Raw genomic sequence first — 14,854 nt, 5'->3', positions numbered from 1 at the left:
TTATGGTACCCGTCTGTGAGTAGAATGATCGCTTTGTTTTTGGCTTCACCATAAGAGAGGGTACGGATGGATTGCATGATGGCATCACCTAAAGCAGTACTTTCACCTGCAAGTCCGACATTGGTCATTTCAAGTAGATAAGAGAGTGATTCGAGGTCATAGGTCAAAGGGGAAGCCGTATAGGCAAAGGTACCAAAGAGAACAACCCCCATATTGTCATCAAAACGTTTTGCTATAAAGTCTTTGGAAAGTTCGGTAGTTATTTCATATTTTGTTTTCATTCGATCTTTGACATGAAACCCACTCTGTGCCATGGATCCACTTGCATCGATAGCAAGGATGAGATCACGTCCTTTTTTGTGTTGATCTGAACTTGCATCATAGATAAAAGGTTTTGCAAGAGCAAAAACCATGAGTGAGAAAAGTGCCATTTTGAGCCATGGTTCCCAACTCAAAAGAGGGCTTTGTCTGGTAACCCATGACAATTTGGGGAAATAGTAGGGTTTACTATACTGTTTACACCAGAGAAAACAAGGCAACAATAAAAGCAGGACCAATAGGTATGGTGAACCAAGTGTAAAATGCATAGCGGTATTCTAGCACTTATATGGTTATTTTAGTATAATAGCTTATGAATAAATTACTGACGATTATACTTTCGATATTACTGTTCGCGTTGCTTACTATAGCTGGACTCTTTCTTTTTATCTTTACTCAAACCGGTAATGATATGCTAAAGCCTTATGTGAAGCAGGAGTTGGAAGAGGCAATAGGCATGCCTGTTGAAGTAAAGAATTTTAGACTTGAGTCTGGGAAAACAAGTTTGGATTTCGTCATCAATAAGCAAGCTGTTGTAAACGTAGTGTCACAATATAATTTATGGGAGCAGTCGTTTGATGGGTTATATCAGATCAAAGCCGACAAGTTTAGCTACGAGGATATGCAATTCACAAAAGTAGAACTCAAAGGTAACTTTAAAGGTCTGGAGGAAGAGATCTATGTGGATGGTAAAGGTTCTGCGCTCGGAGGAGAGGCGGATTACAGTTTAAATATCATCGACGATGTAGCGCAAAAGATCTTAATAAATCTGAAGGGTGCACAATTTGCAGAGATATTGCAGCTTAATGGGCACCCCGCACTGGCTGAAGGGAGGATTGATATAGAGATCAATATGCCCGAGATTGGTGAGGATACAGCAAGCGGATATGGGCATATTGTGCTAAACAAGGCTTCTTTCAATCGTCAATTAGTGAAAGAGCTTTATGAATATACTCTTCCTGAAAACAGTTATGTGAGCGGAACGATAGATGCAAAATTAGTAGGGAAAGATATCGAACTTCTGGGAGATGTACAGAGTAATCTCTTTATGTTACAGATCAAAAATGGTTTGATAGACACAGCTTCAAAAAAATTAATGGCAGAGTATAGTCTGGATGTTCAAGATATGCGTATTTTGACAAAAAATAAGTTAGCAGGACCATTGAAGGTCGAGGGAGCGCTTGAGAGGAAAGAGAAAAAGGTATATGTCACAGGTACAAGTCACTCTTTAGGCGGAGCGCTTCAGTTTTCTGTAGATGAAACGACTCAAATAACTTTTGAAAAGCTTGCCTTGGAGAAACTTCTTCCTTTGCTTAAACAGCCTGACTATGCGAAAGGTGAGGTGAGTGGTACGGTGGTACTAGATAAGGAAAACAAGAAAGAGGGTACATACACACTACAGATTGACAAAGGGATATTTGGTCCTAAGGCTCTTGAAAAAATGTCCCGATACCAGCTCCCTCTCAAGAATACTTTTTCATTGGAGTCCAAAGGAAAAATAATCGATAAAAAGCTCACAGCAAATACTACAGTACACTCAACATTGGCAGACGTGACATTTACGGACTTTGAGTATGATCTTAAAGAGAAAACAGTTGTCTCTAATTACGCGTTATTGCTGCATGATGTGAATGCATTGGTCCCTAATGCCAAAGTGGAGAAAGAGACATCTGTTCGTGCAGAGGGACAACTGAGATTTAAAGACAAACTTAGTATCTCAGGGGAAACAAAAGGTATGGGTAAGAAATTAGCCTTTTCCTATGACAGTAAAACAGCCAAAATGGATGCATCTCAACTGATCATTGAGAAAATATTGGCATTAGCCGGTGTTCCTGTCTATGCTAAAGGAACGCTTGACAGTCAAGTAATCTTAACAAACCTTAAACCAGCAGAAGGAAAGTTTACGTTAAAAACCACTAACCTTGTGACAGAGCCTGATGCCATGAAAAAGCTGATAGGAGATCCGTTAAAAGTAAATATCGCAGTAGATAGTGCTGGTACGTTCAAAGAGGGAAGAGGATATATCAATACAAAGATAAAGAGCTCTTTGGCAAATATTTCTCTTGATAACATGGTAGTTGACAGTGAGAGAAAGACGTTTAAAAGCAACTATATCCTTGATGTTCCAGAGTTAAAAGAACTGCATAAAGTGATAGATCAAAAGCTATATGGACCTCTTGTTCTAAAGGGTGAATGGACTAAGGATGAGAAGCGAACTACAGTTACAGGAGAGACAATCACACTGGGAGGTAAGATCGACTATACACTTATAGGAGATGACCTTAGCAGTACGATTAACAATGTACCGCTTGAAAACATTTTGGGGATACTGGGACACAAGAAAGATTTCCTTGGAAAGGCATTTGGGAAAGGAAAGTATAACCTTAAGCAGAAATCAGGTGTAGTAGATCTTGATATCACGTCCTTTCAAATAAAACCGAGTCCTGCAACCAATACAATACAAATGCTGATAGGTAAAGACCCGGCACGTGTTATTTTCTCTTCTACAAAGTTTCATGCAGAGATGAAAGGGAAGGTCACAGACTATACGTTACATGCAAAAGGCTCACACAGCAGTATTGACATAACGAACGGCAGAGTCAATAAAATAAATAACACCAATACGGCTAAGTTCACTTTTGTTTATGAAAAATATACAGTCCACGGAAAGATCAGCGGAACGATAAATGACCCAAAGGTGACCATTGATACCTCAGCGATACTCAAAGATAAAATAGACGAACAATTACAAGAAAAGATTGACAAAGCACTGGGTGGAAAAGCCGGAGAATTTTTAAGAGGTTTAAAATTTTAAAAAGGGAGTAATTATTTTATTGATAATTACTCTCAATTTAATTCTTCTTTAAGAAAATGTTGACTATACTGCAGCAAAACCAGTTAAGTGATAATAGTTATCATTTAAGAAAATTATAATACTCCATAAGGAAACCATGTGGAAAAAATAACCATCGCATTGGCAGGACAACCCAACGTAGGGAAAAGTTCACTGATCAATGCTATATCCAATGCCACACTTAAAGTAGGTAACTTCTCAGGGGTAACAGTAGATAAAACAGAGGTAGAATTCAAAATCTGTGATGAAGTAACCTGTAAAGACTATGATGTCCATATCATTGATCTTCCAGGCGCATACTCTTTAACTGAATACACGATAGAAGAGAAAGTAACGAAAAGTTTTTTACAAAGTGATGAGTATGATGTCATAGTAAATGTTGTGGATTCGACAAATCTTCAAAGAAATTTGTTATTTACGATACAACTCCTTGAAACGGGCAAAAAAGTAGTTGTTGCACTAAATATGGATGATGAAGCGCAAAAAGAAGGTATAAGTATAGATGAGAAACAACTCTCAGCTATACTTGGCGTACCTTGTATAAAAACGTCGGCATCACAGAAAACAGGTGTTGAAGCGCTTAAGTCAGCCATCATTGAAGTCTATGAAAAAGAAGAGACGGAGGCAAAAGTCATTTATAGTGACCCTATAGAAGAAGAGATAGAGACCATCGTAAACTTCTTAAAAGAGAAGAACTATAAAAATGCACTTCCTTATCGTCAATTGGCAGTTCGCTTGTTGCAGGAAGATGTAGATGTGTATAAAAAAATGCACGATGAACCTATCTGGATAGAGATGTTGCCTATCGTAAGAGAAGGGCTCAACCATCTTTATCTGCACAACGATACCAAAGACTTGGATGAGATCTTTGCAGATGAACATTTTGCTTTTGCAAAAGGTGCAAAGATGGAAGTCATGTCTGTGGAGGGAATGAAAGCCAAAAACCTTACACAGAAGATAGACAATCTTCTTATCAACAAGATTCTTGGGATACCGCTTTTCCTGTTTTTTATGTGGACTTTGTTTCAGCTTACTTTTGAATTGGGTTCTGTGCCTATGGACTATATTGATGCAGCCTTCGGATGGCTTGGTGAACAGGTTAAAACTGTATTGGGAGAAGGAGAGTTAGGCTCACTTATTGCAGACGGGATGATAGCAGGTGTGGGAGCAGTAATCATGTTCTTGCCCAATATTCTCATCCTCTTTGTAGGTATTGCATTGCTTGAGACAACAGGATACATGAGTCGTGTGGCATTTTTACTGGATGGATTTTTCCATAAATTTGGCTTGCATGGTAAAAGTTTTATCCCCTTAGTGACAGGGTTTGGGTGTTCGGTACCAGCTTATATGGCAGCGCGTACCCTTAAAAATGAAAAAGACAGACTGATCACTCTTTTTATCATAGGTTTTATGTCTTGTGGAGCAAGACTACCTATCTATGTACTTTTTGCAGGGGCATTTTTTGGAGCAGAACAAGCAGGAAATATCTTGTTCATTATTTACATCTCAGGCGCTGTTTTGGGGCTGCTTGCCGCTAAGATACTTAAGGTGTTTGTCTTCAAAGGAGAAGATGAACCATTTGTAATGGAGATGCCAAAATATCGTATGCCGTCACTCAAGCTTATTTGGCATACAGTGTATGGTCAGGCAAAGTCTTACCTTAAAAAAGCGGGAACCTTTATTTTAGCAGCATCTGTACTTATCTGGTTTGCAAGTAACTACCCTAAGAACGAGGTACTTGAGACACAGTTTGAAGTGAAGATAGCACAAGCGACCAATGATGAGGTCAAAAGTCAATTAAACAATGAACTCTCATTACTTTTATTGGAGCAGAGTTATTTGGGACAGATAGGACATGCTTCAGAACCATTCTTCTCACCACTTGGTTTTGATTGGCGTATGGCCGTAGCACTTGAGACTGGGCTGGCAGCTAAAGAAGTGGTTGTCTCTACACTGGGTGTGCTTTATGCACTGGGTGATGAGGTCGATGAAGGAAACGAAGGTCTCATTGCACAGATACAAGCAAACATACCGTTTGCAGCGGCGATTGCATTTATTGTATTTGTCATGATCTATTTGCCATGTTTGGCGGCGTCAATGGTCTTTGCCAAAGAGGCAGGAGGATGGAAGTACCTGCTGTATCTGTTTTTCATGACCTCTGCTACGGCATGGATATTAAGTTTTATAGCGTATCGTGTGACGCTGATGATTACAGGAGTTTGAGATGGTATTAAGTGATTTACATAAAGGTGACCAAGCAGAGATCATTAAGATTCATGCAGATAAAGCATTAAAAGACAGATTGACCTCTTTTGGTGTCATGCGTGGCGAAACCTTATTTATTAAAGGATGTTCCCTTGCTAAACAGACCATGGAGATAGAAGTAGGTTCAACCCTTATTGCTCTGAGGGCAGATGAAGCAAGTAAAATAGAAATAGAACAAATAGATAATTAAGCGTTAAGGGAAAAGGTGAATAAGCAATTCCTAGGCTTACTCTTTATAGTAATAATGAGTATTCATATATATGCAGATACATTGCATGATGCTTTTTCACATATTCAGTATGACGGTAATGTTAGACTTGGATATCAAAGTCATGAAGTAGAAAATGACACAGACACAGAGTTTGCCGTAGGATTAAAACTGCACTTTGAAACAGCACCTTACTATGGTTTACAGACAGGAGCAGCGTTCTTTACTTCACAGGGGAATGGAAAAGAAGGGTTTGAGGGAGTACCCTTTTTTGATGCAAATAATGAAAATTATGCCATCCTCGGAGAAGCCTATCTGAAAGGAATATTCTCAAATACAGAACTCATCTTGGGACGACAGAGTTTTGATACTCCTTTTGCAGACAGTGATGATATAGGGATGGTGCCTAATACCTTTGAAGCACTGAGCCTTGTCAATACAGACTTGAAAGATACAACGATCTTCTTCTCTCAGGTGCAAAGATGGTCAGGTGTTGACAGTGAAGCACCAAGTACCTTTACAGATATTAATGGCAATGATGGCATGCAAATATTAGGTGTAACCTATGATGGGTTGAGAAAAACAACATTATCCGGATGGTTTTATAATCTTAGTAATGAAGTAAAGATAAGCTATCTGGAAGCCAACTATGAAGATGAAACTGATAGGGTTACCTATAGTGCTGCATTGCAGTATGCCTTTCAGGACTATGAGAGTGGAGAAAGTTCTATTGTTTTTGGGGCAGCAGTAGCCTTGGAGGTTAAAAAGGTAGGAGTGACAACAACAGTCGCCTATAATAGAACAAATGGTATTGCAGCAGATAATTTTTTTGGTGGAGGACCATTTTTTACCAATGCAGAGCACAATACCCTTAGAGAAGCAGGCCCAGATGGCAATATTATCCTCTATACGCTTGAGTGGGATGCTTCTATGATAGGAGTAGAAGGCTTAAACTTTGCCGCAAATATAGATATGCACCAAGATGACTCCAGAGAGTATGATCTGGGTATGGAGTATGCCTATAGTAAGACAGTCAACTTTTCAGCCGTCTTCTCTGATGTAGAAAAGAATGAAGATGCTTTTAAAAATCTTAGAATTTTTACAAATTACAGTTTTTAGAAACCATTAACCAATGCAAGAAATTATTTTGCGACAATTTTTTGATATACTCTTCTATGAATTCACTTTGAATGGAAAAGACGGATGGGAATAAAATATAGAATTAGACATTTATACATAAGCTTCGGGATTATTTTTACTTTTATCGTCACCCAAGGCGCAAATGCAAATACTACTGTGGAATTTCATGAAGCTGCATCAACAGTGATGATGAATTCACTGCAAACACAGCCTCGAAACAGTTTTTTAAAACAATTATACACACGTCTTTTCTTTGTGCCGATATGGATAGATGAGGATTCTGTCTCCTCTTTTAGCAAAGAACTTTTTAGACAAATAACAGAAGATAGAACACTTGATACTTCCTCAAAGCTCTATCAGGATGCTATACGTTTGGAACAAAAAGCCCAAGATGTTTATGCTTCAAATGGTATATTGTCTCAGAAAGTGGACCTTGAATTTAAAATTTCACAGCTCTATTATCATTATGCAACGTATGCCTTATATGGCAGTATCAATTGGGGTGCTTTTAAAGATAGACTCTATAATCTAAAAGCACAAGACATCCATGCAGGATGGGTGACATACAAACCCAAATTTGGACCTCTCTCTCTTGTTGAACATGCAGCATTAAGCGGGAGCTTGACAGAACTGTTCGCTCAGGCAGAACCTAAAGAGTATCGATACCAAGAACTTCGCGAAGCGCTCATTAAGTATTTAGAGATTCAAAAAAATGGCGGATGGGCACATGTCCCTTTTGAAGGAGTATTAAAACCAGGCGAACCTCATGATATAGTGCCACACTTAAGAGAAAGACTTCGTATCACAGGTGACTACGGTACTTGTCGAAGCGGAGAATCAAATGTGTATGATACATGTTTAAAAGAGGCAGTGGTTCATTTCCAAAAACGCCATGGGTTGGAGGATGAAGGGGTTATCGGAAAGAAAACTATGGCCGCTCTTAATGTACCGATACAAAAGCGTATCAAACAAATACGTTTGAATCTTGATCGTATCAAATGGCTAAATGAACGTAATAACAAACGGCATATCATGATCAATATCCCTGCCTTTACACTCTTTTTTGAAGAGGATAAAGCACTACGGTTACAAATGAAAGTAATTACAGGTAAAAGAAAAAACCCTACACCGGTCTTCTCTAACACAGTGCAGACTATTGTGTTGAATCCCCACTGGAATGTACCTAAGAGTATTATTCAAAAAGAGTTGATCCCTAAGATATTAAAAAATCCTAATGCTATGGTAAAAGAAAAGATAGAGATACATACAGGGTGGGGGAAAGATGCCAGAAAAGTGAGTGCAAGTTCTGTAGATTGGAGGCAGTACCGCTATAGTAAAACGATGCCATTTCGTTTTGCACAAGTACCAGGTTACCATAATGCTTTGGGAAAAGTAAAATTTCTTTTTCCTAATCAATTTATTGTCTATATGCATGACACGCCAACAAAAAGTTTATTTAATCAAAATGTAAGAGCATTCAGTCATGGGTGCATTCGACTCGATAAGCCCATAGAACTGTTAAAAACATTCTCTACATTTAATGACAATGTAGATTTTGAGAAGGCACAAGAGAGACTCAAGGGTACGAAGAAAGAATTTTTGTCTTTACAAACGCAAGTTCCTGTGGATGTCATTTATTTGACTGCATATGTAGATTATGATGGAGTATTGCAGTTTAGAAACGACATATATGGCTATGATGAAATGCAACTCCTGTCTTATAGAGAATGGTAATGGCATTTAAGTATGCTATTGCCCTTACAGGGAGTATTGCCACTGGGAAAAGTTCTGCTGTTGCACTGCTTGCTTCTTTTGGGTTTCATATTATAGATGCAGATAAAATAGCCCATCAGATACTCGATGAACAACATCAGGCCATAGCAGAGCTATTTGGTGAAACATTAGTGAGTGAAGGTAAAGTGGACAGAAAAGCTTTAGGGGCTATGGTGTTTTCCGATAGCCGTAAACGGAAAGAACTTGAAGCACTGCTTCACCCTCTTATCTATAATGAGATCGAACGGCTCTCTGCCGAGCAAGATAAATTGGGTAAACCCTATTTTATTGATATTCCTTTATTCTTCGAAGGGGAACGATATCCTATAGAAAAATCGTTAGTGGTTTATACGACACAAGAGCAACAGCTTGAACGCCTTATGCATAGAGAAGGGTACACAAAAGAAGAAGCATTGAATCGCATCCAGACACAAATACCTGTGGAAGAAAAACGTAAACGGGCTACCTATGTTATAGATAATAGTGGTACACTTACGCAATTAGAAAAAGAATGTGAACGCGTGAAGAAGGAGATACTCAATGACAGTGACTAAGTATTCGGCAAACGGTAATGATTTTGTTATGTTTGTGGCACAAAAAAAAGCAGACAGATCAGAGCTTGCAAAAAAACTGTGTCATAGACAAAATGGTGTAGGCGCAGATGGTCTGGTGGTAGTCTTGCCCCATCCTGAATATGATTTTGAATGGGAATTTTATAATGCAGATGGAAGTGTGGCAGACATGTGTGGAAATGCAAGTAGAGCTGTAGCCCATTTTGCCCTGGAAAAAGGTATTGCCAAAGACAATAAGGCAGAGTTCTTAACCGGTGCGGGTGTGATACGTGCCACTATCAATGGACTCTATGTAGTAAGCGACATGGTTCCCCCGGAGATCATCAGTGAAGATGTAGAGGAGTATGGTGAGCACTGGTGGCTCATCAATTCAGGGGTCCCTCATCTTGTAGCAGTACGTGATAACATCGATAACTTCAACATAGAGGAAGCACGTACTTTGCGTCATAAATACAACGCTAATGTGAATATCTGTATGGTAAAGGATAATGCCTTATATGTGCGTACCTATGAGCGTGGTGTGGAAGATGAGACATTGGCTTGTGGAACAGGAATGGTAGCGTGTTTCATTCGTAACCACAAAGAAGGAAAAGTCTCTGATCAGGTGAAAGTACACCCTAGAAGCGGAGATGAACTCTATGTGAGCTATGAAGAGGGTGTTTACCGGTTTGGCGGTAAGGTAACTAAGACGTTTGTTGCTGAGACCTTGATATAATTGATTCATTATTAAAATAGAAGTTAAAATGACTTTTTTTCACCAAGGGTGAAGCTTTAGTGACTGAGTAAGATAGGGACTTTGTTCATATCTTATGAGAATTAAATAGGAGAAATTATGAAATATATATCTATTTTTATCATCGCAACATTAACTCTCTTTGCCAATGATTTTAATCAAGCAGTAGAAGACTATAACAGCGGTGGATATATTAAAGCTCTTAACACCTTTTATGCATTGGCTAAAAAAGATGATGCAAAAGCACAATATAATGTCGGGCTTATTTACGCTAATGGCAAAGGGGTGCAGAAGGATCTGTCCAAAGCAAAAAATTGGTATGAGAAAGCCGCAAAACAAGGAAATGGGCCAGCACAGTATAATTTGGCACAACTTTATCATACGGCTGGAGAAACAGATGCCCATGGATATGAAAAAGCAAGATACTGGTATGAAAAAGCACTTGAAGCGGGAATCATGCAAGCCTATAACAATCTTGCTGCTTTATATATGGAAGGTAAAGGTGTGAAGAAGGACCAGCAAAAGGCCTTTGAACTTTTTCAGAAAGCAGCAAGTATGGGTGATAATTCTGCCCAGGTAAATGTAGCAGTATTGTATGCATGGGGAGAAGGCATTACTCATGACAAAATGAAAGCCTATGACAACTTTAAAAAAGCATTAATATCAGGGAAAAGTGAAGCGAGCGGATATCTCGATAAACTTTGTTCAGAGAGCGCCTGGGTCTGCCAGGACTAACCCGCCTCATTTTTAAGTATCTGTTAGCTATACTTCCAACCTATAACTAACTGTGACCGCATAACTCAGTTGGTAGAGTACTTCCTTGACATGGAAGAAGTCAGCAGTTCGAGTCTGCTTGTGGTCACCATTAACTCCTTTTCTAAAATCTAATATTCCCCAAAATTTTTCTTAGTTTCATATATTGATATTTATTCTAAATAGACTTAGATTATTTGACATTATTTGACATTTTTATGATATAGTTATACTATTAAATTAATATAGAGGGGTGCTCGTGGGGCTATTTGACTTTTTGAAAACAAAAAATACAATACCTTATGAAAAAATCTATGAAGAATTAGATAGATTTACTGAAGCATCTCTCGCAATGCCTAAAATGAATAATCCATTTTTACTTGATGATAAGAACAAGCACCCAATGATCTTTGGTTATTTTATGGGAGTAATGGATTATATAGCAAAGACTTATCAACTCAATGAGAAAGATAGACTTAAAATTCATACACAGTATCTGGCAAAAAATTTTGCAGATAATAATGAAGAAGATGCCAAAGCATTAGTAAAATATTCTACAGAAGTTAGAAAAACAGATGAGGGTGGTCATTATGCTTTAAGAGGCAAACTGGCAATGAAAAAATGGGCAGCAGGTGGTCCAATGGCAGCATATGCACCTATGGGACTGGTAAAAATACTTAACGATTAAGCATACACTTGGAATAAAATCTATGCCTTTAACTCTTTCCATTTCCCCATTAATTTCTTTCTATCCAACTTTTGGCTATAATAGCCGCATTTTTAACGCTGCATTGTAGGCGGCGATAACACAAAGGGCTAATTTGAGCGAAAATCTTATCGGTTACATAGATGACCAAGGCAATATCATAGATACACAAAGTGCAGGTGAAAACTGTACAGCAACACCTATAGAGTATGACAACTCTGAAGCTTCTTTGGAGATAGTACGTCACTCTACGGCACACCTTATGGCACAGGCTATCACGGAACTTTATCCTAATTCACAGTTTTTTGTAGGACCAATAGTAGATGAAGGGTTTTACTATGACTTCAGAGTAGATGCGCAAATAGGTGAAAGTGACCTAAAAACCATTGAAAAGAAGATGAAAGAACTTATCAAGAAAAAGTACAAGATAGAAAAGTACGAGATAAGTAAAGCGGAAGCGTTAGAGAAGTTCGCAAATGATGACTTAAAACAAAAAGTAATGTCTCGCATTGAAGATGACACACTTTCTATTTACAAGCAAGGTGACTTTGAAGACCTGTGTCGTGGACCTCATGTACCGGCACTTCGTTTCTTACATAACTTCAAGCTTACACGTGTAGCAGGAGCATACCTTGGTGGTGATGAAAATGCAGAGATGCTTACACGTATTTACGGTATTGCTTTTGCAGACAAAGAAGCGTTAAAAGATCATTTGTTTATGCTTGAAGAAGCTAAAAAACGTGATCATAGAAAGATTGGTAGTGAGATGGAACTCTTTATGTTTGACGAAGCAGCAGGTCCAGGGCTTCCTTTCTGGATGCCAAAAGGTGCAAAGCTTCGCTACAAATTAGAGAGTATCTTACACAAAGCACACCTCACACGCGGTTATGAACCTGTACGTGGCCCAGAGATTCTTAAAGCAGATATGTGGAGAACGTCTGGACACTATGCATGTTATGGTGAAAATATGTACCTTACTACTATTGATGAGCAAGAGTATGGTATCAAGCCTATGAACTGTTTAGGGCATATCCAAGTCTTCAAGCACGCACCAAAAAGTTATCGTGATCTACCGTTACGTTATTATGAGTATGGTGTGGTACATCGTCATGAGAAATCAGGTGTATTACATGGACTTTTCCGTGTACGTGAATTTACCCAGGATGATGCACATATCTTTTGTGAACCGGAGCAGATAGCAGTAGAAGTACTTGAAGTAGTGGAGTTTGTAGATTCGGTGATGAAACTCTTTGGCTTTGAGTATACGATGGAAGTATCAACCAAACCAGAAAAAGCGATTGGTGAAGATGCAGTCTGGGAAGTAGCAACACAAGGGCTAAAAGATGCACTAAATGGCAATAATTTGCCATTTACTATAGATGAAGGCGGGGGTGCATTTTATGGTCCTAAGATCGATATAAAAATCACTGATGCCATCGGACGTAAATGGCAGTGTGGTACGATACAGGTCGACTTCAACCTTCCAGAACGTTTTGGGGTAGAGTATGTTGCAGAAGACAATACTCGCAAACAGCCTGTAATGATACATAGAGCAATACTGGGATCATTTGAACGTTTCATCGGTATTCTTACTGAACATTATGCAGGAGAGTTCCCTTTCTTCTTATCCCCTGTACAGGTTATATTTGTCCCTATTGCGGATACGCATGCAGATTACGCCTATGAACTTAAGAAAAGATTGGTTCAAGAGGGTATGGATGCTGAAGTCTATGATAAAAACGATTCTCTGAACAAACGTGTACGTAACGCTGAAAAGCAACGTGTACCGTACGTAGTGATCATCGGAGATGAAGAAGTGGCAAATAAAACAGTCGCAATCCGTGACAGAAGAGCAAAAGAACAGTATAATCTTACACAAGACGAATTTATGGTAAAATTAACACAACAACTTCAAGAAGGTAAAATTTGAGTAAACAACAAGATAGAAACAGAGGTAGAAAAAAAGCTGACGATACCATCATGAATGATGCTATTAGAATCAATGAGCTCAGAGTTCTAGGTGAGGATGGTGAGCAGTTCGGTATCATTTCTAAAGATGAAGCAATGCAAATTGCAGAAGAGAAAGGTTTAGACCTTGTACTCATGTCACCAGATGCGAAACCTCCTGTTGCAAAGATCATGGATTACGGAAAACACAAGTACGAACTTGAAAAGAAGAAAAAAGAAGCAAGAAAGAACCAAAAGATCATAGATGTTAAAGAAGTAAAGTTCTCTTGTAAGATCGCTGAAAATGACATTGCATACAAAGTAAAACATGCCAGAGAATTCTTAGAGAAAGGGAAGCATGTTAAGTTACGTGTCTTCCTTAGAGGGCGTGAAATGGCAAACCCTGAATGGGGTGTAGATGTTCTCAATCGTGTCTGGCCTATGCTTGAAGACATTGGGAACCTGGAGAGTAAACCTTCACAGGAAGGGCGTTACATAAACATGTATGTAACCCCACTCAAAAAATAAAAATAGGCGTATAGCACATAATCTTCCGCTAGATATTTAACGCTGTACCAGTAGTACAGATTTTAAATTTCTAGCACACCCCAAGGGCATTTCCTGTGGGCATCCCTCATGCACACTAAAACCATTCGGTTTAATTTAACTAATTTAATTTTCTTTGAGCTCATAATGTAGTTTTAACCCCTCACTCGTCATTACAAAACCCGAGATATTAATTTTCCCCTCATGTACCAGATTATGATGTTTTTTACATAGAGGGATGAGGTTGTATTTATGGTTTTTGTGGAAGTGGTCTATCTGCCCCTCTTGATTTGCATGCTTCTGTTCAGCGATGTGGTGTACATCCTCAACACTCTCTTCACATAAAGCACATTTACTCAGGTAAAGGTTTTTGTTATATTTACTGCTTTTTTGTTTACGCAGTTTTTTAATGTCACTCCCCCCATGATTTAGGTTTTCTCGTATGGTTTGTGCCATTTGTAGAAATTCATTGTCCATATGCAATGACTTTGCAAATTCCAGTCCGTAAAGACTGTCTCCCATGCCTAACTGCAATACACGATTATAGATGAGAGTATCATTACTTTCATCATACTTTATCCCCAAATGCAAGAAGATAAGATATTTCAGGTTTTGCAGCTGAGGGATGCTTCCTAACTGGTGTAGGTGTGTAGCAAAGATAAAGGTCGACCTAAGCGAGATAAGCTTTAAAATAGCGCTTGAAACGATAGCAAGAGCAGATTCTGTTTCTGTACCTTGGCTTATCTCGTCACCTAAGACCAAAGAGCGTTCATTTGCACGGTTAAAGATGTTTTTGAGCTCCATCATCTCTACCGCAAATGTTGACAATCCTTTGTAAAGGTTGTCTTGCGAAACGATACGTGTAAAGAGTTTGTCATAGAGTCCAAAACGTAGTTCCACCGCAGGTACAAAAAAACCTGCTTGTGCTAAGACTATGGAGAGACCGATGCTTTTCATAAGAGAGGATTTCCCTGAAGAGTTGATACCATACAGAAGTGTACCTAAAACATCTTCTCCATCGCTGGCATTGAGGGTGATG

At 38.8% G+C, this 14,854-nt stretch carries 12 protein-coding genes, 1 tRNA gene and 1 pseudogene; 12 read left to right on the top strand and 2 right to left on the bottom strand.

All coding sequences use genetic code 11. From position 1 onward, the window contains the following. On the bottom strand, positions 1-587 hold a 587-nt coding region (locus ABZC96_RS03450), incomplete at its 3' end, for a VWA domain-containing protein (RefSeq protein WP_373029098.1). A gap of 44 nt (positions 588-631) precedes the next feature. Here ABZC96_RS03450 and ABZC96_RS03445 point away from each other — a divergent pair. From ABZC96_RS03445 to infC, 12 genes are all read left to right on the top strand, one after another. Further along, positions 632-3,133: a hypothetical protein gene (locus ABZC96_RS03445; RefSeq protein WP_373029097.1), complete on the top strand. Its 2,502-nt coding sequence runs from the start codon at positions 632-634 to the stop codon at positions 3,131-3,133. Positions 3,134-3,271: 138 nt separating this feature from the next. Then, positions 3,272-5,395, top strand: coding sequence for a ferrous iron transport protein B (gene feoB / locus ABZC96_RS03440; protein ID WP_373029095.1), 2,124 nt, complete (start codon positions 3,272-3,274; stop codon positions 5,393-5,395). Between the two features lies 1 nt (position 5,396). Then, positions 5,397-5,627 (top strand): ferrous iron transport protein A, encoded by a 231-nt coding sequence (locus tag ABZC96_RS03435; RefSeq protein WP_373029094.1) that lies wholly within the window; start codon positions 5,397-5,399, stop codon positions 5,625-5,627. A 15-nt stretch (positions 5,628-5,642) separates the two neighbouring features. Beyond that, the gene (locus ABZC96_RS03430; RefSeq protein WP_373029093.1) at positions 5,643-6,764 is read left to right on the top strand and encodes an OprD family outer membrane porin; all 1,122 of its coding nucleotides are present in this window, start codon (positions 5,643-5,645) and stop codon (positions 6,762-6,764) included. Positions 6,765-6,848: 84 nt separating this feature from the next. Beyond that, complete coding sequence (locus tag ABZC96_RS03425; protein WP_373029092.1) at positions 6,849-8,519, top strand: murein L,D-transpeptidase; 1,671 nt, start codon at positions 6,849-6,851, stop codon at positions 8,517-8,519. Beyond that, positions 8,519-9,112, top strand: coding sequence for a dephospho-CoA kinase (coaE, locus tag ABZC96_RS03420; protein WP_373029091.1), 594 nt, complete (start codon positions 8,519-8,521; stop codon positions 9,110-9,112). The genes ABZC96_RS03425 and coaE overlap by 1 nt, the downstream gene beginning before the upstream one ends. Beyond that, on the top strand, positions 9,099-9,845 hold the full coding sequence (dapF, locus tag ABZC96_RS03415) for a diaminopimelate epimerase (RefSeq protein ID WP_373029090.1): 747 nt from the start codon (positions 9,099-9,101) through the stop codon (positions 9,843-9,845). The genes coaE and dapF overlap by 14 nt, the downstream gene beginning before the upstream one ends. A gap of 117 nt (positions 9,846-9,962) precedes the next feature. After that, on the top strand, positions 9,963-10,598 hold the full coding sequence (locus ABZC96_RS03410) for a tetratricopeptide repeat protein (RefSeq protein WP_373029089.1): 636 nt from the start codon (positions 9,963-9,965) through the stop codon (positions 10,596-10,598). 54 nt (positions 10,599-10,652) lie between these two features. After that, positions 10,653-10,728, top strand: a tRNA-Val gene (locus ABZC96_RS03405). A gap of 147 nt (positions 10,729-10,875) precedes the next feature. After that, entirely contained in the window at positions 10,876-11,304 is a 429-nt protein-coding gene (locus ABZC96_RS03400) for a hypothetical protein (RefSeq protein WP_373029087.1), read from the top strand. Between the two features lie 133 nt (positions 11,305-11,437). Further along, positions 11,438-13,252, top strand: a complete 1,815-nt coding sequence (gene thrS, locus ABZC96_RS03395) for a threonine--tRNA ligase (RefSeq protein ID WP_373029085.1) — start codon at positions 11,438-11,440, stop codon at positions 13,250-13,252. Further along, positions 13,249-13,797, top strand: coding sequence for a translation initiation factor IF-3 (infC, locus tag ABZC96_RS03390; protein ID WP_373029083.1), 549 nt, complete (start codon positions 13,249-13,251; stop codon positions 13,795-13,797). The genes thrS and infC overlap by 4 nt, the downstream gene beginning before the upstream one ends. Positions 13,798-13,941: 144 nt before the next feature. Here the strand turns inward: infC and ABZC96_RS03385 are convergent. Beyond that, positions 13,942-14,854: pseudogene (locus ABZC96_RS03385) on the bottom strand (DNA mismatch repair protein); the annotation flags it as partial.

This window comes from Sulfurovum sp. (genome assembly GCF_041551015.1).
Classification (GTDB): Bacteria; Campylobacterota; Campylobacteria; order Campylobacterales; family Sulfurovaceae; genus Sulfurovum.
The sequence above is the reverse complement of the archived record's forward strand: the minus strand, read 5'-3'. Positions and strand labels throughout refer to the sequence as shown.

Excerpts from the sequence above, each read along its gene's own strand:
- ABZC96_RS03445 (WP_373029097.1), top strand. The coding sequence starts at position 632 with ATGAATAAATTACTGACGATTATACTTTCGATATTACTGTTCGCGTTG.
- ABZC96_RS03435 (WP_373029094.1), top strand. The coding sequence starts at position 5,397 with ATGGTATTAAGTGATTTACATAAAGGTGACCAAGCAGAGATCATTAAG.
- ABZC96_RS03425 (WP_373029092.1), top strand. The coding sequence starts at position 6,849 with ATGGGAATAAAATATAGAATTAGACATTTATACATAAGCTTCGGGATT.
- coaE (WP_373029091.1), top strand. The coding sequence starts at position 8,519 with ATGGCATTTAAGTATGCTATTGCCCTTACAGGGAGTATTGCCACTGGG.
- dapF (WP_373029090.1), top strand. The coding sequence starts at position 9,099 with ATGACAGTGACTAAGTATTCGGCAAACGGTAATGATTTTGTTATGTTT.
- ABZC96_RS03410 (WP_373029089.1), top strand. The coding sequence starts at position 9,963 with ATGAAATATATATCTATTTTTATCATCGCAACATTAACTCTCTTTGCC.